Below are 24,804 nucleotides of genomic sequence, written 5' to 3'. Positions count from 1 at the left end.
GTTTGCACCTTTTGATCGCGCTCAGAACAGCTCGCTGAACGGAATGAAACGCAGCGGAGCCCCCCTCTGCAAGGTGCTGTTCTCGGGGATTTCCACCAATCCGTCGGCCCAGGTCGCGCCGAGCAGAACCCCGGAACTCTGGTTCGGATACAGCGCCGCCTGCCCGCCCTCCAGGCGTACCCGCAGGTACTCGCGACGGCTGCCGGGTTTCGGCCAGTCGAAGCCGGCGTTGACGGTGAAGCTCAGCGGCATCACCTCTTCCACGCCTTGGATGCGCAGCAGGTACGGGCGCGCCAGCAGGCCGAAGGTCACCAGCGCCGAGGTCGGATTGCCCGGCAGGCCGATCACCGGCACCGTGCCGAAATGCCCGACCGTCAGCGGTTTACCGGGCTTGATCGCGAGTTTCCACAGCAGCGGTTTGCCGTTGTCGCGCAGCACCTGGCCGAGGCAGTCGGCATCGCCGGCAGACACGCCGCCGGTGGTCAGAATCAGATCGGCCGCCACTTGCAGTTGCTCGAGTTTGAGCCGGGTCTGCGCCGGGCGATCGGGCAGAATCCCGGCGTCGATCACTTCGCAACCCAGTTCGCGCAACCAGTGGTCGAGCAAGGTGCGGTTGCTGTTGTAGATGCTGCCGGGACGCAGCGGCTGGCCAGGTTCCACCAGCTCATCACCGGTCGACAGCAACGCCACGCGCGGACGACGCACCACCGGCAAATGAGTCATGCCCTGCCCGGCGGCGACGGCCAGTTCGAACGGGCCGAGGCGTTTGCCGGCGCGCAGCAAGGTGTCGCCGACGCGGTTCTCCTGGCCCTGGGCGCGGATGTTCTGGCCGGCCTTAAGCGGTTGCAGGAAACGTACGCGGCCGTCTTCGAGCACCTCGACGTTTTCCTGCATCTCCACGCAATTGGCACCGGGCGGCAACGGCGCACCCGTGAAAATCCGTGCGCAGGTGCCGGGCAGCAAGGCGTCCGGCGCCATCCCGGCGTAGACCCGCTGCGACACGCTCAACGGCTGGCGATGCAGGTCGGGGAGGTTCAAGGCATAACCGTCCATGGCGCTGTTCGGCCACGGCGGCAGATCGAGTGTGGCGACCAGATCGCTGGCCAGCACGCGCCCGCGCGCTTCATTGAGCGGCACCGATTCGCTGTCCGGCAGGCGTTGTTCATCGGCCATCGCCAACAGTTGGTCAAGGGCGTCCTCGACCGGCATCAACCCCGGCTTGCTCATCCGCGCGGCCCGCAGGCTTGCACCGGTTTGAGGTGCGGAACGAAGTTGCACGGACGGTGACGGTTATCCAGTTGTTCGGCGAGGATGCCTTCCCATGCGGTGCGGCAAGCGCCGGTGGAGCCCGGCAGGCAGCACACCAGTGTGCCGTTGGACAAGCCCGCCAGCGCGCGGCTTTGTACGGTCGAGGTGCCGATGTCGAGAATCGAGATGGCGCGGAACAGTTCGCCAAAACCGTCGATCTGCTTGTCCAGCAGGCACGCCACGGCTTCCGGAGTGCTGTCACGCCCGGTGAAACCGGTGCCGCCGGTGATCAGCACCACTTGAATGTTGTCGTCGGCGATCCAGTGCGCGACCTGGGCGCGGATCTTGTACAGGTCGTCCTTGAGCAAGTTGCGCTCGCTCAGGGTGTGGCCGGCCTCCAGCAGACGGCTGACCAGCAACTGGCCGGAGGTGTCACTGGCGTAATCGCGGGTATCGCTGACCGTCAGCACGGCAATATTCAGGGGAACGAACAAGGCATCCGATTTAACACTCATGGCACTCTCCGGCCGTCGTCAATTCAATGGATGACGAGCCTAAGTGCCGCTTGTGAGGACTGTCTAATCACTCTGGCCAACCACACTATCGACCTGCTCTATCGGTGAATTTTTTCAGCCCCTCGACCGCTGTCCGAGCCAATAAAACCGGGGGTCATCGAAACCCTCGATAGGCTCGTAAACACTGCCGATTGGACGAAAAAAGCCCTCAGTGGGATCGTCGCTCCCTGCGCTTTCCGTGCGCCGTACGCATCTGCGTCAATACTGAATCAAAATTCTCAATCGAGCAGGTGCCGTCGTGGACATCAAACAACTCAAGTTTCTGATCGCGCTGGACGAAACCCGCCACTTCGGCCAGGCCGCCGCGCGCTGTCACATCACCCAGCCGACCCTGTCGATGCGCCTGCGCAATCTGGAAGACGAGCTGGATCTGGTGCTGGTCAATCGCGGCCAGCGCTTTGAAGGGTTCACCCAGGCCGGCGAGCGCGTCCTGGCCTGGGCCCGCACGTTGCTGGCTGCCCATGACGGGTTGTTTGCCGAAGCTGCGGCATGCCGCGGACAACTGGTGGGTAGCCTGCGCCTGGGGCTGGTGCCGCTGAGCAACTTCAATCCGGTGAATTACATTCAGGGTTTGTCAGGGATATTTCCCGAGCTGAAATACAGCCTGTCGTCGCTGAGTTCGGACGAGATCATCGAAGGTCTGGGTAACAATCAGCTGGACCTGGGCGTGTGTTATCTGGACCACGTCAACCCGAACTATTTCGAGTTTTTCGAGATCGGCGAGACCCGCGTCGGCCTGCTCTACGACACCCGTCACTTCCAGTTCGAAGGCCCGGAAATGAGCTGGGAAGACGCCGCCGAACTGCCGCTGGGGATGATCACCACCGGCATGCACTACCGAAAATCCATCGACCTGAGTTTCCGCAGTCGCGGACTCAATCCGCAGCCGATCATGGAAAGCGACTCGACCTACCAACTGCTGCAGGCGATTCACCAAGGCTTCTGCTGCTCGATCATGCCGCTGGACAGCGGTCTGGAAGAGCCGATCGAACATCTGGCCTTCATCAACCTGCCGGATGCCAGCGTGCTCGCGCCGCTGGGGCTGGTGATGCGCAAGACCGAACCGCGCTCGGCGATCGCCGAGAAGTGTTTTGCCGAGGCGCGCATGATGTTCGGGATCGAGGCGCCCGCCGTTTAACCCTCCCCAAGTTGCCTGAAACGTTGCACTTCGGTGCAACGACTTCAGGTCCGCCTGCGGTCATCGACCAATCCAATCACTGCATCGGAACAAGCGATTGGACGCACTTTTCCCTGCCCCGTAGCCTGAACCCACTTCAGCGCTTCGGGGACTTTTCAAGATGCTGTGCCAAGTTGAACAACTCATCGAACCGGGCGACGCCAACGCCCCCGCGCCACAACCGGCGCAAGTGGCGTACCGCGAATACCTCGACGACGCGCCGGTGTCCCACGCGGCGCTGGCGGCCGAAATCGCGCTAGCCATCAGCTACAACGGACTGAATCAGGCGGTGATGATGGTCTCACCGGGCAACATCGAGGACTTCATTCGCGGCTTCAGCCTGAGCAACGCCATTGTCGACCGCCTCGACGATATCCACGACATCCGCCTGACCCATTTCGACCAGGCCTGCCAGGCCGACGTGCAGATTTCCAGCCGCGCGTTCTGGGCTCTGAAGGATCATCGCCGGCAGATGGCGGGCACCAGCGGCTGCGGCCTCTGCGGCGTGGAAGCCCTTGAGCAGGCGCTGCCGCAACTGGAGATCCTGACCCCGACACCCTTGCCACCCGCCGCGCATTTCAACGGCATCCGCCAGCGCATCGAGCAGGCCCAGCAACTGGCCCGCAGCAGCGGTGCCCTGCACGCGGCGCTGTACTTCGACGCCGACGGCGAAGCACTGCTGTGCCGCGAAGACATCGGCCGCCACAACGCCCTCGACAAGCTGATCGGCGCCTTGCAATTCGAAGGCCTCGATGCGCGTCAGGGCTTCGTCGTGGTCACCAGCCGTTGCAGCCTCGAACTGATCCACAAAGCCGTACGCGCCCGCCTCGGCACCCTCGTCAGCCTGTCCGCCCCGACTGCGCTGACCGTGCGCTGGGCGCTCAAGCACCGCCTGAACCTGATCCACGTCCCGCACCGCAACGCCCCGCGAATCTACAGCCCGATCCAGGAGCCCACCGCATGAGCAACACCCTCACCCACCTCGACGATCAGGGCCGCGCCAACATGGTCGACGTCAGCGACAAAGCCGCGACCCGCCGCGAAGCCACCGCCCAGGCCTGGGTGCAGATGCGCCCGGAAACACTGCAAATGATCCAGTCCAACGGCCACCCCAAGGGCGATGTGTTCGCCGTGGCGCGGATCGCCGGGATTCAAGCGGCCAAGCGCACCCACGAGTTGATTCCACTGTGTCATGCGCTGTTGCTCAGCTCTATCCACGTCGAACTCAAGGCCTGTGAACCGGATCGCGTGCAGATCACCAGCACCTGCCGCCTCACCGGCCAGACCGGGGTCGAACTCGAGGCCCTGACCGCCGCCAGCGTCGCCGCGCTGACCATCTACGACATGTGCAAGGCGGTGGACCGGGCGATGGTTATCGGCGACATCCGCCTGCTGAGCAAACAGGGCGGCCGCTCCGGCCACTTTCAATGGGAGAACCCGCAATGATTCTGATCAACTACTTCGCCAGCTACCGTGACCGGCTCAATCTGGGCGGTGAAAAGATTCCGGCCAGCGACACCCTCGCTTGTGTCGAAGATGTGCGGCAAATGCTGATGCAGCGCGGCGATGTCTGGCGTGAAGTGCTCGGTGCCGGCAACCTGATGTGCGCGGTGAATCAGGAGCTGTGTCAGCCGGATCAGGCCATTGAGGACTTCGACGAGATTGCGTTTTTCCCGCCGGTCACGGGGGGTTGAGACATGGGTGTTCGAGTCCAGCGTAAAGGCTTCGATGCCGGTCAGTTGATTGCCGACCTGCATGCGCGCAATCCACGGGTGGGCGCGGTGGTGAATTTCATTGGTTATGTGCGGGATCTGAACGTCGGGCAGTCGGTGAGCGAGCTTTTTCTGGAGCACTATCCGGGCATGACCGAGAAGGCTCTGGAGCAGATAGCCGAACAGGCTCGCGAGCGCTGGCCGTTGCTGGCGGTGGAGATTGTGCATCGGGTCGGCGCATTGTCGGTGACCGAGCCGATCGTGTTCGTTGGCGTGAGCAGCAAGCATCGGCATGCGGCGTTCGAGGCCTGCGCGTTCATCATGGATCTGCTGAAGACCCGGGCGCCGTTCTGGAAGCGTGAGACCACCCCCGACGGTTCGCATTGGGTCGAGGCGCGGGAGAGTGATCAGGATGCGGCGGTTCGCTGGAGTCTGGCGCATGCCTGAAGACCGAAAGCCCTCACCCTAGCCCTCTCCCAGAGGGAGAGGGAACCGATTGGGGGATGCTTGAGAAATACGCCGACCTGAACGTATAGCGTTGAATCCAACTAACAGCAGTGTGCTGAATCCATAATCGACTCGATTCTTCAGGTCGATGTATCACGCAAGACAATGCGGTCGGCCCCCTCTCCCTCCGGGAGAGGGCTGGGGTGAGGGCAAGGCGGACGCCACAAATTCACAAAAGCCTGATTAGATAGCATCTCCGACAAAACCAACCCTGGAGCCTCGTTTGAGCACAACGCCCCCTGAGGATTTGCCCCGGCCCGAGCCTGTCAGCCTGCGCCAGGCCTGGCCCTTCTGGCTGAAACTCGGCTGCATCGGCTTCGGCGGCCCCGCCGGGCAGATCGCGATCATGCATCAGGAACTGGTGGAGCGCCGGCGCTGGATCTCCGAGCGGCGCTTCCTGCATGCGCTCAACTACTGCATGTTGCTGCCCGGCCCGGAGGCCCAGCAACTGGCGACCTACATCGGCTGGCTGCTGCATCGCACCCCTGGCGGCGTGCTGGCCGGGGCGTTGTTTGTGTTGCCTTCGCTGCTGATCCTGATCGCTCTTTCCTGGATTTATATTGCGCTTGGCGACGTGCCGGCGGTAGCCGGGATGTTTTACGGAATCAAACCGGCGGTGACCGCGATTGTGTTGCACGCGGCCCATCGCATCGGTTCGCGAGCCTTGAAAAACAGCTGGCTGTGGGCGATTGCCGGGGCAGCGTTCGTGGCGATTTTTGCCTTCAACCTGCCGTTCCCGCTGATCGTGCTCGGCGCAGCACTGATCGGCTATTTCGGCGGACGCTGGGCGCCGCAGCGCTTCAGCAACGGCGGCCATCGCGGCAGCGAGAAGTCCTTCGGCCCGGCGCTGATCGATGACGACACACCGCCGCCCGAACATGCGCAGTTCAACTTGCCAAGGCTGCTGCGTCTGGCGCTGATCGGTGCGCTGCTGTGGTGTCTGCCCATGGCACTGCTGACCACGTTGTTCGGTTGGGACGGCACCTTTACGCAGATGGGCTGGTTCTTCACCAAAGCGGCATTGCTCACCTTCGGCGGCGCCTACGCCGTGCTGCCTTACGTGTATCAGGGCGCGGTCGGGCATTACGGCTGGCTGACGCCGACGCAGATGATCGACGGCCTGGCCTTGGGCGAAACCACGCCGGGACCGCTGATCATGGTGGTGGCGTTTGTCGGGTTCGTCGGCGCTTACGTGCAACCGACATTCGGCCCGGAACACGCATTCGCCGCCGGCGCGCTGGCGGCGACACTGGTGACCTGGTTCACTTTCCTGCCCTCGTTCCTGTTCATCCTCGCCGGTGGGCCGTTGGTGGAGTCGACGCACAACGAACTGAAATTCACTGCGCCACTGACCGCGATCACGGCAGCGGTGGTCGGGGTGATCCTCAATCTGGCGTGTTTCTTTGCTTACCACGTGTTCTGGCCCGCCGGTTTTGCCGGTCAGCCCGATGTGTTCTCGATCGTGCTGGCCCTCATGGCCGCCCTCGCCCTGTTCTTTTTCAAGCGCGGGGTAATCGAGGTGTTGATCGTTTGCGCCCTCGTCGGGCTGGGGTTTTACCTGCTGCGCTGAACCGGGGGCCCGCGACAGCTCCCGGAAACAGGCGTTTACTTGTCCGGGGATTCCCCCTTACTATCCAGCCACACCGGCATGGCGGGACACTCCCGCCGCCGACGTTTTCCGCCAACGGAAACACGCGTCATGAGCACGTCACTCCAACAATCAGAATCGTTGAACGTCTCTGTACTGTGCGCCCTCCTTCACAGGGGCCGCGCATGAATCGCATCGTCAATCTCCCCATGGCCCTGAGCCGCTCCAAGCTGCGTCACTCCGCACGCCCGCCGGATATCTGCCTGCCCGTCTGATCGCGCCGGTAAAAAATCGCGACAGCTCCCCCTCTTTTTTCGATATCCCTGCCAGGACGCCCGCGCCTTTTGCCGCGCTGCGTCCGGCCCGAATCTGCGCGCCTGTGCGGCGCCATCGTGAGTGATTGATTATGAAATTCGCAGCCATTGAAGACGCCCGCAGCTTTCTCGAGCACAACCCCGACATCGACATGATCGAGCTGTTCATCCTCGACGCCAACGGCGTGCCCCGGGGCAAGTTGTTGCACCGGGAAGAACTGCTCGCTGTGTACGAAAGCGGTCGCCCGCTGCCAAGCACCATTCTCGGCCTGACCGTGCATGGCGAAGACGTGGAAAACTCCGGTCTGGTGTGGGACGTCGGCGACATCGACTGCCGCGCCTACCCGCTGGAAGGCAGTCTGGTACGCCTGCCGTGGCGGCAGATTCCGACTGCTGCGGTGCAGGTCAGCATGCATCCGGAACAAGGCATGCCGGCGAGCATTGCCGACCCGCGTCACCTGTTGATCAAGATCATCGACCGCTTGAAAGCCGAGGGTTACCACCCGGTAATGGCCTGCGAGCTGGAGTTCTATCTGCTCGACGCCAAACGCGATCACAACGGTCGCCCGCAACCGGCGCTGGATGCCGACGGTGGTCGACCGAGACACACGCAGGTCTACGGTTTGCGTGAGCTGGAACAGATCGAACCGTTCCTCGCCGATCTCTACAGCGCCTGCAAACTGCACGGCATTCCGGCGCGCACGGCGATCTCGGAATACGCGCCGGGCCAGGTGGAAATTACCCTCGAACACGGCGATGCACTGGAGGCGATGGACCAGGCCGTGCGCTACAAACGACTGGTCAAAGCCGTGGCGCACAAGCACGGGATGCAGGCGACGTTCATGGCCAAGCCGTTCGATCACCTGGCTGGCACCGGCATGCACATGCACGTCAGCCTCGCCGATGCCGAGGGACGCAATCTGTTTGCCTCCGAGGACCCGGCCGGCACCCCGCTGTTGCGCACGGCGATTGGCGGGATGCTCGCTTCCCTGCTCGATTCGCTGCTGCTGTTCTGCCCGAACGCCAACTCCTACCGGCGTTTCCAGGCCAACAGTTATGCGCCGCTGGCGCCGACCTGGGGCGTCGACAACCGCACCGTCAGCCTGCGCGTGCCCGGCGGCCCGGCCAACACCCGGCACATCGAACACCGCATCTGCGGCGCCGATGCCAACCCGTATCTGGCAGCGGCGGCGATCCTCGCGGGCATTCATCGCGGGATAAAAGACGACATCGATCCGGGCGAGCCGGTGGAAGGCAACGGCTACGCGCAGGCGAAAGAGCTGCTGCCGACCGATTGGCTGACCTCGCTCACGGCACTGGAAAACTCGGTGTGGGCGCGGGATGCGCTGGGGCAGGAATTCCTCGGGGTGTATCTGGCGGTGAAACGCGCGGAATACCGGCAGTTCATGGCTGAAGTGGGTGAGCAGGACTGGCGCTGGTATCTGACCGAAGCCTGATCCTTTTTCCTCTTCTTGCCCTGGATACCGACATGACTGAACGCAGCAATTCCTACTACACCGCGACCCTCAACCGCGACACTGACTACCCGACCCTGCAAGGTCGGCACAAGGTCGATGTGGTGATCATCGGTGGCGGTTTCACCGGCGTCGCCACCGCCGTCGAGCTGGCCGAGAAAGGCCTGAAAGTCGCCATCGTCGAAAGCCACAAGATCGGCTGGGGCGCCACCGGGCGCAATGGCGGGCAGGTCACCGGCAGCCTGTCCGGCGACGGCGCGATGCGCAAACAAATGCGCAACACCTTGGGCGACGAGGTCGATGACTTTATCTGGCACCTGCGCTGGCGTGGGCACGAAATCATCAAACAGCGCGTCGAGAAATACGCGATCGATTGCGACCTCAAGCACGGCCATTTGCACGCCGCCTACAAGCCGAGCCACATGGCCGGTTTGCGCAGCGATTACGACGAAGCCGTGCGTCGCGGCATGGGTGATGAAGTCAGCCTGCTCGATCGCAGCCAGGTGCGCGACCTGCTGCAAAGCGAGCTCTATCACGGCGCAATCAAAAACACTCGCAACATGCACCTGCACCCGCTCAACCTGTGCATCGGTGAAGCGCGAGCGGCGGAAAGCAACGGCGCGCTGATCTTCGAAAACAGCGAAGTGCTGGAGATCATTCACGGCGACAGCCCCGGCGTGCGCACCACCCACGGCCGGATCGACGCCAATCAGGTGCTGCTGGCCGGCGACGTCTACCACAAGCTCGAGCCGGGCCAGCTCAAGGGCAAGATCTTCCCGGCCATGGGCGGCATCGTCACCACCGAACCATTGGGCGATCTGGCCAGACAGATCAACCCTGAAGACCTCGCCGTTTACGACTGCCGCTTCGTCCTCGATTACTACCGCCTCACCGCCGACGGTCGCCTGCTGTTCGGCGGCGGCGCCAACTACAGCGGCAAGGACTCACGGGACATCGCCGGCGAACTGCGCCCGTGTATCGAACAGACTTTCCCGGCGCTCAAAGGGGTGAAGATCGACTATCAGTGGAGCTGCGCGATGGGCATCGTCATCAACCGCATTCCGCAACTGGGCAAGCTCTCGGACAACGTCTGGTATTGCCAGGGCTACTCCGGCCACGGCATCGCTACGACCCACATCATGGGTGAAATCATGAGCCGGGCGATCACCGGGCAGATGCAGCAGTTCGACACGTTTGCCGCGTGCTCGCACATTCGCGTGCCGATGGGCGATCTGCTGGGGAATCCGATGCTGGCGGCCGGCATGTGGTACTACCAGATGCTGGAAAAACTGCGCTGATCGAACAGGCCCCATCGCCAGTGATGGGGTCTTTTTTGCCGCAAAACCTCAGTCGGGCAACTGCTCCACCTCAATCCCCAACCGCCGATAATCCTCGACACTCCCCGACGCCACATGCCGTTCGGTGATCAGCGTGTGCAAGCGCTCGCACGGCGCCACCACAAACGGCTCCACCGCGCCGAGCTTATCCGCCGTGGTCACGGCAATTACCCGCGTCGCACAGTCGAGCAGCGCCTGTTTGACCGGCACTTCATCGAAATGCAGCGAGGTGATGCCCACCTCCGGATGAATCGCGCAGACCCCGGTGATCGCCAGATCCGCCTTGATCCCCCACAGCAGCCGCAGCGCCTCGTGACCGCCGGCGGACATGGTTTTCGGATTGAGCTGCCCGCCCGCCAGAATCACTTTGATGCCAGGGTATTCGGACAACGCAATCGCCGTCATCGGCGATGCTGTGACCGCCGTGAGGCTGATGTCCCTGGGCAACGAACGCGCCACCTGCAACGAGGTGGAACCGGAGTCGAACATCACCGTCTGCCCGTTGCGCACCTGCTGCGCCGCCAATTGCGCCAGACGGATTTTCACCTCGTCGATCTCGTCCAGCCGGGTGAAGTAATCCTTGCCGGTGTCCTTGGGCCTCGGCAGCGCGCCGCCGTGCACTCGCTGCACCAGTCCGGCGTTGTCCAGCTCGGCGAGATCGCGGCGGATGGTGTCTTCGGACACCGCAAAATGCTGGCTCAACTCGGACGCCATGACCTTGCCGTCACGTTCGAGGATCAGAAGGATTTTCTGCCGGCGCAGGGAGGGAAGCTCGGAAGCGGAATGATCGTGCATGGTTTTGCCTGTTTGTGCTTGTCGTTGCAGGTTTGGCGAGATTAGCCAAGCCGGTCGGTAAACACAACGCAGGTATCAATGGCTTCGATCATTGGAATCACGAAGCCGAATTTTTTCTTTTCACCCCACCCCGGCAGAATGGCCCCACTTTCAAAAGGACCAGGATGAATACCCCATGAACCTCAATTTCGCATTTGCCTGCATGGTCGTCGTATCGTTTGCCATCGCGCTTGGGCATGCCTGATCGAAATCAATGCTCGATCGGCGATCACTCCGCCACCACCCGCGCCTTGCGCACGAACAGCGCATGCACCTTGTCCCAGAAATTGCCGCCCAGCACGAAAAAGCTGCCGACGAACATCAAGTCGCCCAGCGCCTGCATCTGCCAGAGGTTGGGCCGTACGCCCGGGAAGAAGTTATCGAAATACGGTTCCAGGAAGGACGACAGCAGCGGCAGGCAGAACATCACCACGCCGATCTTGTGGCGCATCGGGCTGACTTCGGCCACCGGGGTCGGAATCACGCCGGAAATATAGTGGCCGATCGTGCGCTTGAGTTCGGCGAACCCGGCCTTGCCCATCACCGCGATCACCAGCAGCAACAGCACTTTATTGCTGATGAACAACACCCCGGTCAGCGCCGCGACTTTCGAGCCCGGCACGTCGAGGGCGGCAGCAATCGGCACCATCAGCCACGAACCGAGCATCAGGCAGATGATTGCCACGCCGACCTTGAATCTCCAACTGGCGCTGGTGGGGGCAAGCGGTTCTTGAGCAGTGTCCATGGCTTCCTACCTTTTTATCCGGGGCGGGGTTCGGTGGCGTTCGCCTGAAAAAGCGTAGCAGCTGATTGCTTCCAACAACCCGCAATCTGCGGTCTATGCTCCAGTGACATTTCCCGCTGGGGTCGCCCGGTATGCCTGCAACGCCAGCCCTGCTGATCCGTCCCGGCCACCTGCTGTTGCTCGGTGCGCTGAGCCTTGGCGGCTGCCTGCGGCTGGGCCCGGATTTCCAGCCGCCGGCGGAGGACTGGAGCAAGCAATGGCAAAGTCCGGCACTGGAGCAGGCCAGCGAACGCGGCACAGTGCCGGACCTGCGCCAGTGGTGGCAGGTGTTTGCCGATCCAGTGCTCGACCGCTTGATCAGCGACGCCGAAGCCCGCAACAGCAGCCTGAAGATCGCCGGCCTGCGGGTCCTCGAAGCCCGCGCGCAACTGGGCATCGCCGACAGCGGTCGCTACCCGCAACTGCAACAGGCCAGCGCCGACAGCCTGTACATCGACCGCCACCAGTCCGGCGGCACCAACCCGCAGGACTTGCACTTCTGGCAGCACAGCGCCGCGTTCGATGTCGGCTGGGAACTGGATTTCTGGGGTCGCTTCAGCCGCGCCATCGAATCCGCCGACGCCAGCTACTTCGCCGCCCAGGCCAACTACGAAGACGCCCTCGTTCTATTACGCGCCCAAGTGGCCGACACCTACTTTGCCCTGCGCACCACCGAAGCCCGGCTGCGGGTCGCCCGGGAAAACGCCGCCCAGCAAAAACGCAATTTCGAAATCACCGAAAAACTCTTTCGCAGCGGCCAGACCGCCGAACTCGACCTGCAACAGGCCAGGACCCAATACCTCGGCACCCTGAGCAGCATTCCGGCGTTCGAAGATCAATTGCTGCGTACCCGCAACGCGCTGGCGGTGCTGGTCGGCCAGCCGCCCGGTGGCGCGGCGTTTCTGGCGGAACAACCGGGGCTGATTCCACTGGTGGATCGCGCGGTGTTGCAGGATGTCCCGGCCAACCTGTTGCTGCGCCGTCCCGATGTGCGCGCGGCGGAGCTGAACGTGGCCGCGCAATCGGCGCTGGTCGGCGTGGCGGAAACCGACCTTTATCCCTCGCTGACCTTGCTCGGCAGCATCGTCTGGTCCAGCGACACCCTCGGCGCCACTCCGCGCAGCCTCGACCTGATCGGTGGCCCGAGCCTGCGCTGGAACCTGTTCGACTACGGCCGCATCCACAACAACATCCGCGTGCAGGATGCGCGGTTGCAGCAACTGATCGAAGCCTATCGCGACAAAGTCCGCCAGGCTGCCCGCGAGGCCGACGACGCTGCCAGCGGCCTGACCAAAGCGCTGGAACGCGAACGCATTCTCGGCGAGGCCGAAGGCGCGGCGCGACGTTCGCTGGTGCTGGCCAACACTCAATATCGCGAAGGCTATTCAGACTTTCAGCGGGTGCTCGATGCCCAGCGTGCGTTGCTGGAGCTACAGGACAACTATCTGGTCAGCCGCAGCAACGCCGTGAGCAATCTGATCGCTTTGTACCGCGCCGTCGGTGGTGGCTGGCAAAGCGCCGGACCGCAGATTGATTCAGCGACCCGACAGCAGATGCAGCAACGCACCGACTGGGGCGATCTGCTGAGCGCCCCGCCGCCCCGACCGACCTATCCGATTCCCTCGCAGGTAGACCGCCATGAGTGATGAAGCGCCGCCGGATCCGGCGAAAAAAGGCATCCGCTGGGTGCTGCTGGTGATTGTGCTGAGCCTGGTCTGGTATCTGCTGGCCGACCGTTTTACGCCCTACACGCAGCAGGCGCGGGTCGGCGCGTTCGTGATTCCGGTGGCGGCGGAAGTCGCGGGCCGGGTGATCAAGGTCAACGTGCGCAACAATCAGGACGTGCAGGCCGGCGACATTCTCTTCGAGCTCGATCCGCAGCCGCTGCAGATCGCCGTCGACCGGGCCCGCGCCGATCTGGAAAACACCCGGCGCACGGTCGGCGCCAGCACCGCCGGCATCGCGTCGGCTCAGGCATCGTTGCGTGCCGCGCAAGCCAATGAACTCAAAACGCGCCAGGACAATCGACGGCTGGAAGGTTTGTACAAAGAAGATCCGGGCACGGTTTCGGTTCGGCTGCTGGAAGTGTCCCGGGCCAACCACGAGGCCGCCGTCAGCCAGGTCGCCGCCGCCCGGGCCGAAGTGCTGCGTGCGCAGGAGCAGGAAGGCGGCAACACCGACACCAACGCCAAGCTGCTCAGCGCCGCCGCCACGCTGGCCAAGGCCGAACTGGATCTGGCCAACACCCGCATTGGCGCGCGTTCGGCGGGCTTGATCACCGACCTGCGCACCGACGTCGGCCAGTTCGCCGCTGTCGGCAGTCCGGTAATGACCCTGATCACGATCCAGGACGTGTGGATCAGCGCCGACCTCACCGAGAACAACCTCGGCCGGATCAAGCCCGGCACGCCGGTGTCGATCATCCTCGACGCCCTGCCCGGCGAAGTGCTCGACGGCCGGGTACGCAGCATCGGTTACGGGGTCAGCGTCGGCCAGACGCCGCCGCCCGGAACACTGCCGACGATCCAGAACAGTCGCGACTGGCTACGTCCGGCCCAGCGCTTTCCGGTGATCATCGAGTTCAGCGAAGAGGCGAAAAAGCGCCTGTTCGAGAGTCGTTCGATTCGCGCTGGCGGGCAGGCGGAAGTCATGGCGTTTCCGAGCGAGGGCAATCTGCTCAATCCACTCGGGCGGATGTTTGTCTGGTTGATGAGTTGGCTGTCGTATGCCTATTGAGCGCAGCGTTCCGGCGCAACGGGCCTTGCGCCTGGCTTGCGGCACGGCGTTGTGCACCGCCGCCAGTTACGGCCTCGCCTTGCCGCTGTCGTTTTTGTCTCCAGTGCTCGCGGTGTTGCTGCTGGCCAGCATGCCTCGGCCGTTGCCGGTGAAAATGGCGCTGGTGCTGACGTTGGTCGCCGCATTCACCACCAGCCTCGGCCTGTTGCTGGTGCCGTTGCTGCGTTATTACCCGGTGTGCGGCGTGCTGTTGATCGCTATTGGGCTGTTTCTGGTGTTCACCTACGGCTTGCGCGGCGGCAACGTGCTGATCATGACGTTTCTGGTGATCGGCATGACCATGATCTCCGCCGCCGGTTTCGCCTCATTCGAGCTGGCGATGGCGGTGATCGGCGCGCTGGTCAAAGGCCTGTTGCTGGCCGTCGTCATCGTCGGCCTGAGCCACGTCCTGTTCCCGGAACCGGCCAACAGCCCCGCGCCACCACCCGCTCCCGCCCTGCCCGCCGAAGACCTGCCCCGCGTGGCGATGCGCGCAACATTGATCGTGCTGCCGACCTTCCTGCTGGTGCTGATCGACCCGGCCAGCTACCTGCCGATCATCCTCAAAGCCGTCAGCCTCGGCCAACAGAGCACCACCACCCGCACCCATCACGCCGGGCGCGAATTGCTCGGCTCGACCTTATTGGGCGGGCTGCTGGCGGTGCTGTTCTGGTGCGCGTTGAGCCTGTTCGTGCACCTGTGGATGTTCTTTCTGTGGATGCTGCTGTTCGGGCTGTTTATGGCACGCAAACTCTATCGGCTACACCCCACGCAACTCACGCCGGGGTTCTGGCTCAACACCCTGATCACCATGATCATTCTGCTCGGCCAGTCGGTGGAGGACAGTGCAGCGGGCAAAGACGTCTACACCGCCTTCGCGGTGCGCATGGGGTTGTTCATTCTGGTGACGCTCTACAGCGGCCTGATGATGCACCTGCTCGTCGCACACCGGGAAAACCGTCAGGGCGTGACCTGATAACCCCGCCCTTGCAGGCAACCGGTGTAGGCGCTTGAACTGGCTGAAGCATCGGTCCGCCGCTGCTCGCGCCGATCCTGCCGCTGCCGCGCACCGCCGACCACCGCACCGGCGGCAGCCGTCTCTTTGGCTCGGTTCTGGCGGTAATCCTGCGTGCGATCATCGTCCACGGCTTCGTAAAACTCGTCGTGCTGACGGCCGCGCACTTCGGCGGCGGTGGCGCCGGCAGCGGCACCCACGGCGGCGCCCTTCAACCGACCGCCGGCCTGGGGTGTCGACGTGGTTGAGGTGGATGCGATCGAATGGCAATCGTTGATGTCGATCTGGGTTTGCTGGGAAGTCTGGCCCTTGAGCGGGACGACGGATTCAGCGCTGGCCTGTGTGGCGCACAGGCACGCTGCGATGAACAGTGAATGGCGGAACATGATGACCTCCGACGCGGCGGGGTTGCCTGTGGGGCGGGGTAATCTGGGAGTGTAGTTCACGACCAATCCAGCAACGCTGAGCGAGTGATGGCCAAGAGATATCAAATTGAGTATAAACGTTGGGTTCTGTCATTCATTCGGAATGCAGCGATGGGAAGGATGAGCAAGGATGTACGTATATAAAATGGTTCAGGTCCCACCAAACATTGAAGTTCGTGCCAAAGAGCACCGTGGGAATGAAGCCGCAGCCTACCTTCAGAACGTAGTGAACTCCCACGCAGAAGACGGTTGGGAGTTTTACCGAATCGATACCATTGGAGTTTCTGTCAAACCAGGGTGCTTCGATGCGCTGCTGGGTAAGAAAAACGTACTGACCGAGTATTACGTCATTTCCCTACGCAAGCCTGCATGATGGTCCCCATCGCCATATTGGCAATCCGTTGCTATCAGAAAATGGCGCCTGAAAGGCTGAGATCGGCATGTAGATTCGAACCTAGCTGTTCGAACTATTCGATTTTGGCCTTTCAGAAATATGGCTTCTTCAAAGGGGTCGATCTAACCGCTCGGCGAATTTGTCGATGCCGTTATCCAAACGGTGGCACTGATTATCCGTAAAAACCAGCATAGCCTGGATCACACCCCTTCTCTCACCCGCCGAACCTGCACCAACAACGCCGGCGCAAAGTGCAACACCACCATCCGCGCCAGATGGTGAGTTAGGATAAACACCACATTCAGCCCGCCGGCGAACGCCACAATCGCGATGGTTTCGATGGCCCCCGGCATGTAGGCGAGCCACAGCGACAACGCATCGCTGCCCAGCAACCGTGCCGCCGCCAATGCAAAAACCGCCGCGACCAGAATCATCAAACCCACCGACACCAGCGCCGTGCGGCCATGACGTCCCAGTTCCGCGAGGCCCAATCCCTGGAATCGCGAACCGATCCGCACACCCAGAATCAGCGCCGCCAGATTCAGGCTCCAATCCGGCATGTGAAAGCCCTGCAGCCATCCTGATTTCACGAATACGGCGGTGATGATGATTGCCGTCAACATGAACGGCGCCGGCACGCCAACGGCCAGCAGCAAACGCCCGACCACCACGCTCAAACCGATCACTGCCAGCACGGTCAACGCCATGCCCGTGGACAAGGGATCAATTTCGGTCACGGCAACCGGTGCCGTTCCGGGAATCAGCAAACTCACCAGCACCGTGATCAGCAGCAGCCGCATCAAGTGCACGATGATCACCTTGCTCGACGCCTGATGCGATTCCAGCAAATCGAACACCGCCGCCAGCGCACCCGGATAAACGGCCAACAAGGCATCCGTGCGATTCCACCCTGCCCCGCGCGACAGCCACCAGGCGGCCAGCGCCACTTGCACTGCCAGGCACAGCAGCAATACGCCGAGGCTTGGCAACATCGTCGAGACCGTCGCGCTGTCCCACGCTTCGAACATCAACCCGGTGGCGATACCCAGCGTGACCTGGATGTAACCCAGACCATAAGGCGTCGCCGGTGCGATGCCAAATTTAGTGACGACAAGTGCGGTGACAAGAATCGAGCCCAGCAGTAAACCGTGGGGCACGCCTTCGAACTGCAACAGCGCGCCGAAGCCGGCAGCAATCAACAAACACAGAATGGATTTCATGGTCGCCTTCCTGGCTATTCAAGGTGCTTTTCAGTTAAGTCAGGCGCGCAGCCGTCCAATCGCCCGCCGATATTTTTCGATCCGCTCCAGATCCTCCCAACTCGGCGAGGCAATCCGCGACAGGTCGCTGTTCTCTTCCAGATCCGCCAGTTTCACCACCCGCCCGATCGGGTTCTGCGCCGCGCGCTCGACGAAGTCCTCGTAGGACTCGCCCGGCACTTTGGTCACCGATTCGATGGCGGCCAAAACGGCTTCGCTGAAGCCTTCCTTGCGCAAATCCTCCAGGCTGATGCCGCAGTCCTCGACCACATCGTGCAGCACCGCGACGATGCGCTCTTCCAGGCTGCTCATGCGCAACATGACCTTCAGCGGATGCAAAATGTACGGCGCACCGCCCTTGTCCACCTGCCCCGCGTGGGCTGTGGCGGCAATCGCGATGGCGCGTTCCAGAGTCTGAGTCATGGGCGTTTCCTCGGATCAGACGCCGTACCGGCCGCCAATATAGAAATGACGTTTGAACCAGCGCCCAATCGCCTGCAAACGTCCGGCTGGCTGCGCCGGCTCGGCGTAGCGCTGAAGGATCAGCGAGACCAGATCAGCCTGACTCTCCCCCGAATGAGCGTCCATCAACTCAACCACCCAGGCACATCCGGCCTTCTTCAAATGCTCACGCCACTCACCGGGCCAACCATCCAGCTCATCCAGCGCCAACCACCGCGCACCACCCTGCTCGACATGCCCACCACCGATCGATTGCTCGAAGCAGAACGGCGTCGCCGGGCGGGACAGGTCGATGCTGAAGATGTAGATGTCCTGGGTTTTGTGCTGCGGCGTGGGGGCGTTGTTGCGGCTGCCGATTTGAATCATGCGCGGTTCCGTCCGTGGGAGAGGCGTTACAACTTGTTTCGCAGTCTACGACGTGGTGCTGGTGGGGGGAACCTTTGGTGATGAGCCGGGGCGTGGCAAGTGAAAAGTTTGACTGGGTGGTCCGGGAAATCCGTTTCAGGCACCCATAAAAAAGGAACACCGTTGGGTGTCCCTTTTTGCGTTTGGAATGAGGCCGATGGATCAGCGTTTCATGGCTTCACATTGATTGCGTAGATCCGAATTATTGATCCCTGCGCAGGTGCTGCCCTTTTTAGCCTCGCAGAATGCTCGCTGATCGTGGTCATTGATGGGCGCACAGGTACTGCCTTTTTCAGCCTCACACGCTGCGCGCAAATCCGAATTATTGATACTTCCGCAGGTGCTTCCCTTCATGGCCTCACAATAGTTGCGCAAATCATGATCATAGATGCCACCGCAAGTACTGCCCTTCTGCGCCTCGCAGGAGGCCTTCAGGTCACGATCGTGAATGGCCCCACACGTGCTGCCCTCCTGCAAAGCCTGACAATAGTTGCGCTGATCGGAATCCTGAATACCGGAGCAACTGGCATACGTGTAACTGCTGAACAGCAACAACATCGCAAGAATCAGTTTCATCTCACACTTCCTTGAGCTTGCCGGGAAACAGCCTGGCATTGGGTAAAGCAATCAAAACCAGATCAGCGCTTCATGGCCTCACACCGCGCGCGCAAATCATGATTGTCGATGTTCCCGCAACTGCTGCCGCCCGTTGTGGCATTGCAGTAGGCACGCTGGTCATGGTCATCGATGTTGCCGCAGGAACTGCCACCCTGCTCCGCGTTGCACCGCGCACGCAGGTCATGATCATCGATGTTGCCGCAACTGCTGCCGCTCTGTTTGGCGTTGCAGTAGGCGCGCTGGTCATGGTCGTCAATGTTGCCGCAGGAACTGCCGCCCATCTCCGCGTTACATGCCGCCCGCAAATCGTGATTGTCGATGTTGCCGCAACTGCTGCCGCTCTCCCTTGCATTGCAATAGGCACGCTGATCGTGGTCATCAATGTTGCCGCAACTGGCAAAGCTGTAGCCGCTGAACATCAACAACATTGCGAGTAATAGTCTCATCACACACTTCCATGGTTGACCAGGAACCAGCCTGGCACTGCTTGAGCCGATGAATGAGCGTCGCGACACGCCATCAAATTGACATCGGTTTTGGGGAAAGTTCCGGGACTGGAATGTGTGATGAATTTTTTGATCTGAAAACGCCGTAGGAAATTGCTCCGCGTGGTGAGGGAGCTTGTTCTTGTGGGGCTGCGAAGCGGGCCGAAACCGAGCAAGTCATTTTTCCCTGATACACCGCAGCCTTTGATTTACGCGCGTTACGCCACCGAACGGGAGCAAAACCGCTGGCCACACGTGGTGATTTCACGTCCTACAGTCTGATTGCGACGATGGGAATCGGTACCTAGAGTGGGTCTGTCGCTGAACGAATTTGGCGATAGGGTTTCGCAGCCCTAGCGAGCTAAGTCCACACCCGGCACAATGCGGCCCGGCTACTTGCCTGTGCTTCATTTTAATGGCGGTTGTGCGTGGGAGACCTTCGGGTCTGCCGGGTCTTAGCTCCTCGGTCTGCGAACCCGCGCATAACTGCCACCCAACTCGTTTCGCAGCGAGCGGTGATTATTAATTTCTGAGCTAAGGATTTTTACCCATGACAAGTAAGTCACCGCAGTGCAACTACGCCCCAATGTCCCACCCCGCCACTGACCACCCCGTTCTGTTCATCGATGCCGACGCGCCACTGAGTGACCTCCACGCCTGCGCCAGCGAACGCTTGAGCGCAGTGCTCAAATACCTCGACCTCATGGCCTGCATCCACCTCCCAGACCACGCCGAACAAGACATCAACATAGTTACCACTACAGCCAGAATCCTGGTTCAGGACGTGCGCGATGTATTTAGAGTGATTGAACGACGCAGGGTAGCGATCACGTAATCAACTACGAAACTCATCATTTAGATAGTTTAAAACCCAAACTTTCCCGCATAGATCCAAACCCAATATGCAGCTGACCAAAAACAATTCCGATTCAAACATCATGAATACTATTTCCTTAAACCTGGCAACCTCCATACTGACTGCGATAGTCACAGCATCCCTGGGCGCGTATTACACTGCGTCAGAATCAGCGAAAGCCAACGAACGATCTGATCGGCAACGGTTTGTAGATGGTGCTCAGCAAACTGCACAAGAAACGACACAACTTCTTATAAAAAGCTATGAAGAGCTTCAACGTTTTAATGATGCGGCGAGAAAATCCGAGAAAGGCTGGGATGATTTCCTGGCCTCCGAGGCCTTCACAAAATTCTCGACCTTTGAACGAGACTGGCACAAAAACCTTATAGCCCTTTACTTCAAAGTTAGTCGGTATTATGGAAAAGCAACAGCACAACAACTTTTATTGCTTGCAAATTTCGAACTTAACCCAACTGACAGCCAATCAAAAGAGAGTCGCGGTCAAGAAAGCAGCTTGATGCTAGCCTGGGGCGAAGCCTTTAGAGCAAATGCGTCAACCGTTGTACTACAAGGGGAAGCAACCAAGTTCTTCAATAACAAAAGCAGCGTATTTGATAATCTTGGCTCAGTCATGAAAGAAACTAACGAGGCAAAAACAAACTCACAGAGAGCGACTGAAATCTATGGGCAGCACGTTATCAACTTTCTTGGAATACTCGACTCAAACCTGACGCAGTTAGGAGCTCTTGAAGTCAAAGTAGTCTCCACTCCCTCCACCACAGTCGAAAAATAGCGCTCACAACTGGAAGGCGTTTCACTCGAGAAACGCCTTCCATTAAAAATACTGAATCAACTACGGCTGCACGCTAAAAATTCGCCGGCGTATTCGCACTAATAATCTCCGCCTCATCCGCCCCGATATTCCGGAACTTGTGCGGAAGCGTCGTCGGGAAGTAATACCCATCCCCCGCACTCAACACACTCACCTGCCCGTCCACCGTCAACTCCACGGTGCCGCGCGTCACCAACCCACACTCCTCACCTTCCGCGTGAACAATCGGCTCTTCCCCGGAACTCGCGCCCGGTGCGTATTGCTCGCGCAGCAAGCGCATCTGGCGGCTGGGGACCGAGGCGCCGATCAGCAGCAGGCGCAGGCCGTGGCGGCCGAGGTCGGGTTGTTCGTTGGCGCGGAAGACGTATTGGTGTTCGCGGGGGGGCTGGTCGAAGGTGAAGAAGTCGGCCAGGGACATCGGGATGCCTTCGAGCAGCTTTTTCAGTGAGCTGACGGAAGGACTGACACGATTCTGTTCGATCAGGGAGATGGTGGCATTGGTCACGCCGCTACGCCGGGCCAGCTCGCGCTGGGAGAGTTTGTAGCTTTCGCGTACTAGTTTGAGTCGAGAACCCGTATCCATGACAGCCTTATGTGAGAACGACTTAAGGGCGATGGGGGTGGGTGGCGGGTGCCGCGCAAGGCGCGCGGATCACGTTGCTCCCGTGTCCCGGAACCGTGAAAGGCGGCTATTAAATCACGTTTGTCGGTGTTGCTCAGCAGGTTCGATGGACGGCACAAGAAAAAGCCGGCGGCGCCCTTTTTTGGGGGGGCCACCGGCGAGGTTAATCAAATGCCGAAACGGTCGCGCAGCGAGTAGTACACGGCGCCGAGGGCGGTCAGCGGGGCCGAGAAGGTACGGCCGCCGATCATCGGCATGTGTGGCAGGGAGGCGAAGGCGTCGAAGCGTTCGGCGTCGCCGCGGATCATTTCCGAGATCAGTTTGCCGGCCAGGTGCGAGCACGTGACGCCGTGGCCGCTGTAGCCCTGCATGTAGTAGGCGTTTTTCTCGATGCGGCCGAATTGCGGCATGCGCGACATGGTCAGCAGGAAGTTGCCGGTCCAGCGGTAATCGATTTTCACGTCTTTGAGCTGCGGGAAGGTCTTGAGGATCTTCGGGCGGATCAGGGTTTCGATGTCGTCCGGTTCGCGGGCGCCGTAGACCACGCCGCCGCCGTAGAGCAGACGGTTGTCGGCGGTGAGGCGGTAGTAGTCGAGCAGGTAGTTGCAGTCCTCGACGCAATAGTTGTTGGTGATCAGGCTGCGGGCCTGTTTCTCGGTCAACGGTTCGGTGACGCAGATCTGCGAGCCGCACGGCATGCTCTTGGCGGTCACGCGGTTGTCGAGGCCTTGCGGCAGGTAGGCGTTTCCGGCGATCAGCAGGTACTTGGCGCGGACCTGGCCTTGGGCGGTGCGCACGACGTTGGGCTCGCCATACTTGATTTCCACCGCAGCGGACTGCTCGTAGATCTTGCCGCCCAGACGCACGATGGCCGCGGCTTCACCGAGGGCCAGGTTCAGCGGGTGAATGTGGCCGCCCTGCATGTCCAGCAGGCCACCGACGTAGGCGTCGGAGCCGACTTCGCGGCGGATGTCCGCAGCGTCGAGCATCTTCAGGTTCTTATTGCCGTAACGTTCCCAGCTACGTTTTTGCTCGGCCAGGCCCTTGAGCTGTTTGTTGTTCATCGCTGCGAAAATGCCGCCCGGGCGGTAGTCGCATTTGATGTCGTATTCCTTGATGCGCGAACGGATGATGTCGGCGCCTTCGAAGATCATGCTGCCGAGGATTTCGGCGGTCTTGTCGCCGTAGCGCTCTTCGATCACGTCGACGTCGCGGCTGTAGGAGTTGACCAGTTGGCCGCCGTTGCGACCGCTGGCGCCGTAGCCGACTTTCGCCGCTTCCAGCACCGTCACCTTGTAGCCGGCTTCGCTCAGGAACAGTGCCGAGGACAGGCCGGTGTAGCCGGCGCCGATGATGCAGACATCGCACTCCACCGACTCTTCAAGCGTCGGGAAGTCGATGACTTCGTTGCGGGTGGCGGCGTAATAACTGTTGACGTGTTGTTGTTTCATTATTGTTCTCCGAGGGACGCCGGAAAAACCGGCGTCCACCGTTGTAAATAGAATTAGAGCTTGATCCAGGTCGCTTTCAGCTCGGTGTACTTGTCGAACGCGTGCAGCGATTTGTCGCGACCGTTGCCCGACTGTTTGAAGCCACCGAACGGCGCGGTCATGTCGCCGCCGTCGTACTGGTTGACCCACACGCTGCCGGCGCGCAGGCCACGGGCGAAGGTGTGGGCCTTGCTCAGATTGCTGGTCCAGACCCCGGCGGCCAGGCCGAAGATGCTGTCGTTGGCGATGTGCAGCGCTTCCTCGACGGTGTCGAAGGTGATCAGCGACAGCACCGGGCCGAAGATTTCTTCCTTGGCGATGGTCATGGCGTTGGTCACGCCGTCAAAAATCGTCGGCTCGATGTAGGTGCCGCCGGTGTCTTCGAGGGTGCGTCGGCCGCCGGCGATCAGCTCGGCACCCTGCTCCCGACCGATGCTGATATAGCGCAGCACGTTGTCCAGTTGACGCTGATCGACCACGGCGCCGACCGTGGTCGCCGGATCCAGGGCGTGCCCCGGTTTCCACGCTTGCAGCGCTTCCACCAGCAGCGGGATAAATTGCTCGCGGATCGAACGCTCCACCAGCAGGCGCGAGCCGGCGGTGCAGACTTCGCCCTGGTTGAACGCAATGGCGCCGGCCGCCGCTTGTGCTGCCGCGCGCAAGTCCGGAGCGTCGGCAAACACCACGTTCGGGCTCTTGCCCCCTGCTTCGAGCCAGACGCGTTTCATATTGCTTTGGCCGGCATAAATCATCAGTTGCTTGGCAATCGCGGTGGAGCCGGTGAAGGCCAGCACGTCGACGTCCATGTGCAGCGCCAGCGCCTTGCCGACGGTGTGGCCGAAGCCTGGCAGGACGTTGAACACGCCTTTCGGAATGCCCGCGTCCAGCGCCAGTTGCGCGATGCGGATCGCGGTCAGCGGGGATTTTTCCGAAGGCTTGAGGATGAACGAGTTACCCGCCGCCAGCGCCGGGGCGAATTTCCAGCTGGCCATGATCAGCGGGAAGTTCCACGGCACGATCGCAGCAACCACGCCCGATGGTTCGCGAGTGACCAGACCGAGTTGGTCGTGCGGGGTGGCGGCGACTTCGTCGTAGATCTTGTCGATCGCTTCGGCGCTCCAGCGGATCGCGTTGGCGGTCGCCGGGATGTCGATGCTCATCGAGTCGCTGATCGGTTTGCCCATGTCGAGGGTTTCGAGCAGCGCCAGTTCTTCCTGGTGTTGCAGGATCAGATCGGCGAAGCGAATCAGGATGCGCTTGCGCTCGGCCGGGGCCTTGTTGGCCCACACGCCGGCGTTGAAGGATTGGCGCGCAGCTTCAACGGCGAGGTTGGCGTCGGCTTCATCGGTGCTGGCCACGGAGGCCAGGAAACGGCCGTCGACGGGGCTCAGGCATTCGAAGGTCTCGCCGCTGATGGCCGGGCGGTATTCGCCATTGATGAAGGCGCGGGATTCGAGGGTCAGGGACTGGAAGCGTTGTTCCCAGTCGTTGCGGGTCGTTGTCATGGTGGTGGCTCGACGCGGGGGAATTTGGGGGTGTCTGGTGTGTGTGTGTTCGGCTTGAGATGGCTGCCCTCACCCTAGCCCTCTCCCGGGGGGAGAGGGGACCGACCGGG

At 61.4% G+C, this 24,804-nt stretch carries 28 protein-coding genes; 15 read left to right on the top strand and 13 right to left on the bottom strand.

Going from position 1 to position 24,804, the window contains the following annotated elements; all coding sequences use genetic code 11:
* Nucleotides 1–21 precede the first annotated feature (21 nt).
* Together QRN46_RS25670 and moaB are read right to left on the bottom strand one after the other, a co-directional pair.
* Entirely contained in the window at nt 22–1,227 is a 1,206-nt protein-coding gene (locus tag QRN46_RS25670) for a molybdopterin molybdotransferase MoeA (protein WP_285358153.1), read from the bottom strand.
* Nucleotides 1,224–1,763, bottom strand: a complete 540-nt coding sequence (gene moaB / locus QRN46_RS25665) for a molybdenum cofactor biosynthesis protein B (protein WP_127797663.1) — start codon at nt 1,761–1,763, stop codon at nt 1,224–1,226. Before moaB ends, QRN46_RS25670 begins: the two co-directional genes overlap by 4 nt.
* Before the next feature lie 298 nt (nt 1,764–2,061).
* Between moaB and QRN46_RS25660 the strand changes: the two genes are divergently transcribed.
* The 8 genes from QRN46_RS25660 to QRN46_RS25625 all read left to right on the top strand — a co-directional run bounded on the left by QRN46_RS25660 (nt 2,062) and on the right by QRN46_RS25625 (nt 9,894).
* The gene (locus QRN46_RS25660) at nt 2,062–2,961 is read left to right on the top strand and encodes a LysR family transcriptional regulator (protein ID WP_285358072.1); all 900 of its coding nucleotides are present in this window, start codon (nt 2,062–2,064) and stop codon (nt 2,959–2,961) included.
* A gap of 160 nt (nt 2,962–3,121) precedes the next feature.
* The gene (gene fdhD, locus QRN46_RS25655) at nt 3,122–3,964 is read left to right on the top strand and encodes a formate dehydrogenase accessory sulfurtransferase FdhD (protein WP_007957029.1); all 843 of its coding nucleotides are present in this window, start codon (nt 3,122–3,124) and stop codon (nt 3,962–3,964) included.
* Nucleotides 3,961–4,446, top strand: a complete 486-nt coding sequence (gene moaC / locus QRN46_RS25650; RefSeq protein WP_039770876.1) for a cyclic pyranopterin monophosphate synthase MoaC — start codon at nt 3,961–3,963, stop codon at nt 4,444–4,446. Before fdhD ends, moaC begins: the two co-directional genes overlap by 4 nt.
* Nucleotides 4,443–4,694, top strand: coding sequence for a MoaD/ThiS family protein (locus tag QRN46_RS25645; RefSeq protein WP_007957033.1), 252 nt, complete (start codon nt 4,443–4,445; stop codon nt 4,692–4,694). The genes moaC and QRN46_RS25645 overlap by 4 nt, the downstream gene beginning before the upstream one ends.
* Before the next feature lie 3 nt (nt 4,695–4,697).
* Nucleotides 4,698–5,159 (top strand): molybdopterin synthase catalytic subunit MoaE, encoded by a 462-nt coding sequence (gene moaE, locus QRN46_RS25640; RefSeq protein WP_285358067.1) that lies wholly within the window; start codon nt 4,698–4,700, stop codon nt 5,157–5,159.
* Between the two features lie 283 nt (nt 5,160–5,442).
* Nucleotides 5,443–6,789 carry a chromate efflux transporter gene (gene chrA, locus QRN46_RS25635; protein WP_285358065.1) on the top strand — a complete coding sequence of 449 codons (1,347 nt, stop codon included), beginning with the start codon at nt 5,443–5,445 and terminating at the stop codon, nt 6,787–6,789.
* Nucleotides 6,790–7,213: 424 nt separating this feature from the next.
* Nucleotides 7,214–8,578 (top strand): glutamine synthetase family protein, encoded by a 1,365-nt coding sequence (locus QRN46_RS25630; protein ID WP_201817449.1) that lies wholly within the window; start codon nt 7,214–7,216, stop codon nt 8,576–8,578.
* 32 nt (nt 8,579–8,610) lie between these two features.
* Nucleotides 8,611–9,894, top strand: coding sequence for an NAD(P)/FAD-dependent oxidoreductase (locus QRN46_RS25625; protein ID WP_011333576.1), 1,284 nt, complete (start codon nt 8,611–8,613; stop codon nt 9,892–9,894).
* Between the two features lie 48 nt (nt 9,895–9,942).
* Here QRN46_RS25625 and QRN46_RS25620 read toward each other — a convergent pair whose 3' ends face one another.
* Both QRN46_RS25620 and QRN46_RS25615 read right to left on the bottom strand, forming a co-directional pair.
* On the bottom strand, nt 9,943–10,728 hold the full coding sequence (locus QRN46_RS25620; RefSeq protein ID WP_011333575.1) for a DeoR/GlpR family DNA-binding transcription regulator: 786 nt from the start codon (nt 10,726–10,728) through the stop codon (nt 9,943–9,945).
* A gap of 268 nt (nt 10,729–10,996) precedes the next feature.
* Complete coding sequence (locus QRN46_RS25615) at nt 10,997–11,512, bottom strand: transporter suffix domain-containing protein (protein WP_011333574.1); 516 nt, start codon at nt 11,510–11,512, stop codon at nt 10,997–10,999.
* A 131-nt stretch (nt 11,513–11,643) separates the two neighbouring features.
* Between QRN46_RS25615 and QRN46_RS25610 the strand changes: the two genes are divergently transcribed.
* From QRN46_RS25610 to QRN46_RS25600, 3 genes are read left to right on the top strand one after another with little or no spacing between them, the layout of a single operon-like run.
* Nucleotides 11,644–13,197, top strand: a complete 1,554-nt coding sequence (locus QRN46_RS25610) for an efflux transporter outer membrane subunit (RefSeq protein WP_285358063.1) — start codon at nt 11,644–11,646, stop codon at nt 13,195–13,197.
* Nucleotides 13,190–14,287, top strand: a complete 1,098-nt coding sequence (locus tag QRN46_RS25605; protein ID WP_011333572.1) for an HlyD family secretion protein — start codon at nt 13,190–13,192, stop codon at nt 14,285–14,287. The genes QRN46_RS25610 and QRN46_RS25605 overlap by 8 nt, the downstream gene beginning before the upstream one ends.
* Nucleotides 14,277–15,302 carry a DUF2955 domain-containing protein gene (locus tag QRN46_RS25600; protein ID WP_011333571.1) on the top strand — a complete coding sequence of 342 codons (1,026 nt, stop codon included), beginning with the start codon at nt 14,277–14,279 and terminating at the stop codon, nt 15,300–15,302. Before QRN46_RS25605 ends, QRN46_RS25600 begins: the two co-directional genes overlap by 11 nt.
* Here QRN46_RS25600 and QRN46_RS25595 read toward each other — a convergent pair.
* The gene (locus tag QRN46_RS25595) at nt 15,287–15,727 is read right to left on the bottom strand and encodes a YMGG-like glycine zipper-containing protein (protein WP_011333570.1); all 441 of its coding nucleotides are present in this window, start codon (nt 15,725–15,727) and stop codon (nt 15,287–15,289) included. The genes QRN46_RS25600 and QRN46_RS25595 overlap by 16 nt on opposite strands.
* A gap of 169 nt (nt 15,728–15,896) precedes the next feature.
* On the opposite strand from QRN46_RS25595, the gene QRN46_RS25590 reads away from it, so the two are divergent.
* A complete protein-coding gene (locus QRN46_RS25590; protein WP_011333569.1) occupies nt 15,897–16,139 on the top strand; it encodes a hypothetical protein in 243 nt (80 codons plus the stop codon).
* On the top strand, nt 16,136–16,342 hold the full coding sequence (gene yidD / locus QRN46_RS25585) for a membrane protein insertion efficiency factor YidD (RefSeq protein WP_201817465.1): 207 nt from the start codon (nt 16,136–16,138) through the stop codon (nt 16,340–16,342). Before QRN46_RS25590 ends, yidD begins: the two co-directional genes overlap by 4 nt.
* Nucleotides 16,343–16,360: 18 nt before the next feature.
* On the opposite strand, the gene QRN46_RS25580 is transcribed toward yidD, so the two are convergent.
* From QRN46_RS25580 to QRN46_RS25560, 5 genes are all read right to left on the bottom strand, one after another.
* A complete protein-coding gene (locus tag QRN46_RS25580; RefSeq protein WP_201817472.1) occupies nt 16,361–17,380 on the bottom strand; it encodes an AbrB family transcriptional regulator in 1,020 nt (339 codons plus the stop codon).
* 39 nt (nt 17,381–17,419) lie between these two features.
* Entirely contained in the window at nt 17,420–17,842 is a 423-nt protein-coding gene (locus QRN46_RS25575) for an HD domain-containing protein (protein WP_285358058.1), read from the bottom strand.
* Nucleotides 17,843–17,857: 15 nt separating this feature from the next.
* Complete coding sequence (locus QRN46_RS25570; RefSeq protein WP_285358055.1) at nt 17,858–18,247, bottom strand: hypothetical protein; 390 nt, start codon at nt 18,245–18,247, stop codon at nt 17,858–17,860.
* 201 nt (nt 18,248–18,448) lie between these two features.
* Nucleotides 18,449–18,862 (bottom strand): hypothetical protein, encoded by a 414-nt coding sequence (locus QRN46_RS25565; protein ID WP_041475211.1) that lies wholly within the window; start codon nt 18,860–18,862, stop codon nt 18,449–18,451.
* A gap of 62 nt (nt 18,863–18,924) precedes the next feature.
* On the bottom strand, nt 18,925–19,350 hold the full coding sequence (locus QRN46_RS25560) for a hypothetical protein (RefSeq protein ID WP_041475210.1): 426 nt from the start codon (nt 19,348–19,350) through the stop codon (nt 18,925–18,927).
* A gap of 589 nt (nt 19,351–19,939) precedes the next feature.
* Here QRN46_RS25560 and QRN46_RS25555 point away from each other — a divergent pair.
* Entirely contained in the window at nt 19,940–20,224 is a 285-nt protein-coding gene (locus QRN46_RS25555; RefSeq protein ID WP_011333563.1) for a hypothetical protein, read from the top strand.
* 67 nt (nt 20,225–20,291) lie between these two features.
* Entirely contained in the window at nt 20,292–21,038 is a 747-nt protein-coding gene (locus tag QRN46_RS25550) for a hypothetical protein (RefSeq protein ID WP_221615732.1), read from the top strand.
* A 73-nt stretch (nt 21,039–21,111) separates the two neighbouring features.
* On the opposite strand, the gene QRN46_RS25545 is transcribed toward QRN46_RS25550, so the two are convergent.
* The 3 genes from QRN46_RS25545 to QRN46_RS25535 all read right to left on the bottom strand — a co-directional run bounded on the left by QRN46_RS25545 (nt 21,112) and on the right by QRN46_RS25535 (nt 24,694).
* A complete protein-coding gene (locus tag QRN46_RS25545) occupies nt 21,112–21,660 on the bottom strand; it encodes a cupin domain-containing protein (protein WP_011333561.1) in 549 nt (182 codons plus the stop codon).
* Between the two features lie 206 nt (nt 21,661–21,866).
* The gene (locus tag QRN46_RS25540; protein ID WP_201817476.1) at nt 21,867–23,150 is read right to left on the bottom strand and encodes an NAD(P)/FAD-dependent oxidoreductase; all 1,284 of its coding nucleotides are present in this window, start codon (nt 23,148–23,150) and stop codon (nt 21,867–21,869) included.
* Nucleotides 23,151–23,203: 53 nt separating this feature from the next.
* A complete protein-coding gene (locus QRN46_RS25535; protein ID WP_011333559.1) occupies nt 23,204–24,694 on the bottom strand; it encodes an aldehyde dehydrogenase in 1,491 nt (496 codons plus the stop codon).
* Nucleotides 24,695–24,804 lie beyond the last annotated feature (110 nt).

Origin of the sequence: Pseudomonas sp. lyk4-R2A-10 (genome assembly GCF_030209075.1) — a bacterium.
Classification (GTDB): Bacteria; Pseudomonadota; Gammaproteobacteria; order Pseudomonadales; family Pseudomonadaceae; genus Aquipseudomonas; species Aquipseudomonas glycinae.
The sequence above is the reverse complement of the archived record's forward strand: the minus strand, read 5'-3'. Positions and strand labels throughout refer to the sequence as shown.

What these genes read in the sequence shown, in the direction of transcription:
- QRN46_RS25670 (WP_285358153.1), bottom strand. Translation starts at nt 1,227, where the DNA reads ATGAGCAAGCCGGGGTTGATGCCGGTCGAGGACGCCCTTGACCAACTG.
- moaB (WP_127797663.1), bottom strand. Translation starts at nt 1,763, where the DNA reads ATGAGTGTTAAATCGGATGCCTTGTTCGTTCCCCTGAATATTGCCGTG.
- fdhD (WP_007957029.1), top strand. Translation starts at nt 3,122, where the DNA reads ATGCTGTGCCAAGTTGAACAACTCATCGAACCGGGCGACGCCAACGCC.
- moaC (WP_039770876.1), top strand. Translation starts at nt 3,961, where the DNA reads ATGAGCAACACCCTCACCCACCTCGACGATCAGGGCCGCGCCAACATG.
- QRN46_RS25645 (WP_007957033.1), top strand. Translation starts at nt 4,443, where the DNA reads ATGATTCTGATCAACTACTTCGCCAGCTACCGTGACCGGCTCAATCTG.
- moaE (WP_285358067.1), top strand. Translation starts at nt 4,698, where the DNA reads ATGGGTGTTCGAGTCCAGCGTAAAGGCTTCGATGCCGGTCAGTTGATT.
- QRN46_RS25630 (WP_201817449.1), top strand. Translation starts at nt 7,214, where the DNA reads ATGAAATTCGCAGCCATTGAAGACGCCCGCAGCTTTCTCGAGCACAAC.
- QRN46_RS25625 (WP_011333576.1), top strand. Translation starts at nt 8,611, where the DNA reads ATGACTGAACGCAGCAATTCCTACTACACCGCGACCCTCAACCGCGAC.
- QRN46_RS25620 (WP_011333575.1), bottom strand. Translation starts at nt 10,728, where the DNA reads ATGCACGATCATTCCGCTTCCGAGCTTCCCTCCCTGCGCCGGCAGAAA.
- QRN46_RS25615 (WP_011333574.1), bottom strand. Translation starts at nt 11,512, where the DNA reads ATGGACACTGCTCAAGAACCGCTTGCCCCCACCAGCGCCAGTTGGAGA.
- QRN46_RS25610 (WP_285358063.1), top strand. Translation starts at nt 11,644, where the DNA reads ATGCCTGCAACGCCAGCCCTGCTGATCCGTCCCGGCCACCTGCTGTTG.
- QRN46_RS25605 (WP_011333572.1), top strand. Translation starts at nt 13,190, where the DNA reads ATGAGTGATGAAGCGCCGCCGGATCCGGCGAAAAAAGGCATCCGCTGG.
- QRN46_RS25600 (WP_011333571.1), top strand. Translation starts at nt 14,277, where the DNA reads ATGCCTATTGAGCGCAGCGTTCCGGCGCAACGGGCCTTGCGCCTGGCT.
- QRN46_RS25595 (WP_011333570.1), bottom strand. Translation starts at nt 15,727, where the DNA reads ATGTTCCGCCATTCACTGTTCATCGCAGCGTGCCTGTGCGCCACACAG.
- QRN46_RS25590 (WP_011333569.1), top strand. Translation starts at nt 15,897, where the DNA reads ATGTACGTATATAAAATGGTTCAGGTCCCACCAAACATTGAAGTTCGT.
- yidD (WP_201817465.1), top strand. Translation starts at nt 16,136, where the DNA reads ATGATGGTCCCCATCGCCATATTGGCAATCCGTTGCTATCAGAAAATG.
- QRN46_RS25580 (WP_201817472.1), bottom strand. Translation starts at nt 17,380, where the DNA reads ATGAAATCCATTCTGTGTTTGTTGATTGCTGCCGGCTTCGGCGCGCTG.
- QRN46_RS25575 (WP_285358058.1), bottom strand. Translation starts at nt 17,842, where the DNA reads ATGACTCAGACTCTGGAACGCGCCATCGCGATTGCCGCCACAGCCCAC.
- QRN46_RS25570 (WP_285358055.1), bottom strand. Translation starts at nt 18,247, where the DNA reads ATGATTCAAATCGGCAGCCGCAACAACGCCCCCACGCCGCAGCACAAA.
- QRN46_RS25565 (WP_041475211.1), bottom strand. Translation starts at nt 18,862, where the DNA reads ATGAAACTGATTCTTGCGATGTTGTTGCTGTTCAGCAGTTACACGTAT.
- QRN46_RS25560 (WP_041475210.1), bottom strand. Translation starts at nt 19,350, where the DNA reads ATGAGACTATTACTCGCAATGTTGTTGATGTTCAGCGGCTACAGCTTT.
- QRN46_RS25555 (WP_011333563.1), top strand. Translation starts at nt 19,940, where the DNA reads ATGACAAGTAAGTCACCGCAGTGCAACTACGCCCCAATGTCCCACCCC.
- QRN46_RS25550 (WP_221615732.1), top strand. Translation starts at nt 20,292, where the DNA reads ATGCAGCTGACCAAAAACAATTCCGATTCAAACATCATGAATACTATT.
- QRN46_RS25545 (WP_011333561.1), bottom strand. Translation starts at nt 21,660, where the DNA reads ATGGATACGGGTTCTCGACTCAAACTAGTACGCGAAAGCTACAAACTC.
- QRN46_RS25540 (WP_201817476.1), bottom strand. Translation starts at nt 23,150, where the DNA reads ATGAAACAACAACACGTCAACAGTTATTACGCCGCCACCCGCAACGAA.
- QRN46_RS25535 (WP_011333559.1), bottom strand. Translation starts at nt 24,694, where the DNA reads ATGACAACGACCCGCAACGACTGGGAACAACGCTTCCAGTCCCTGACC.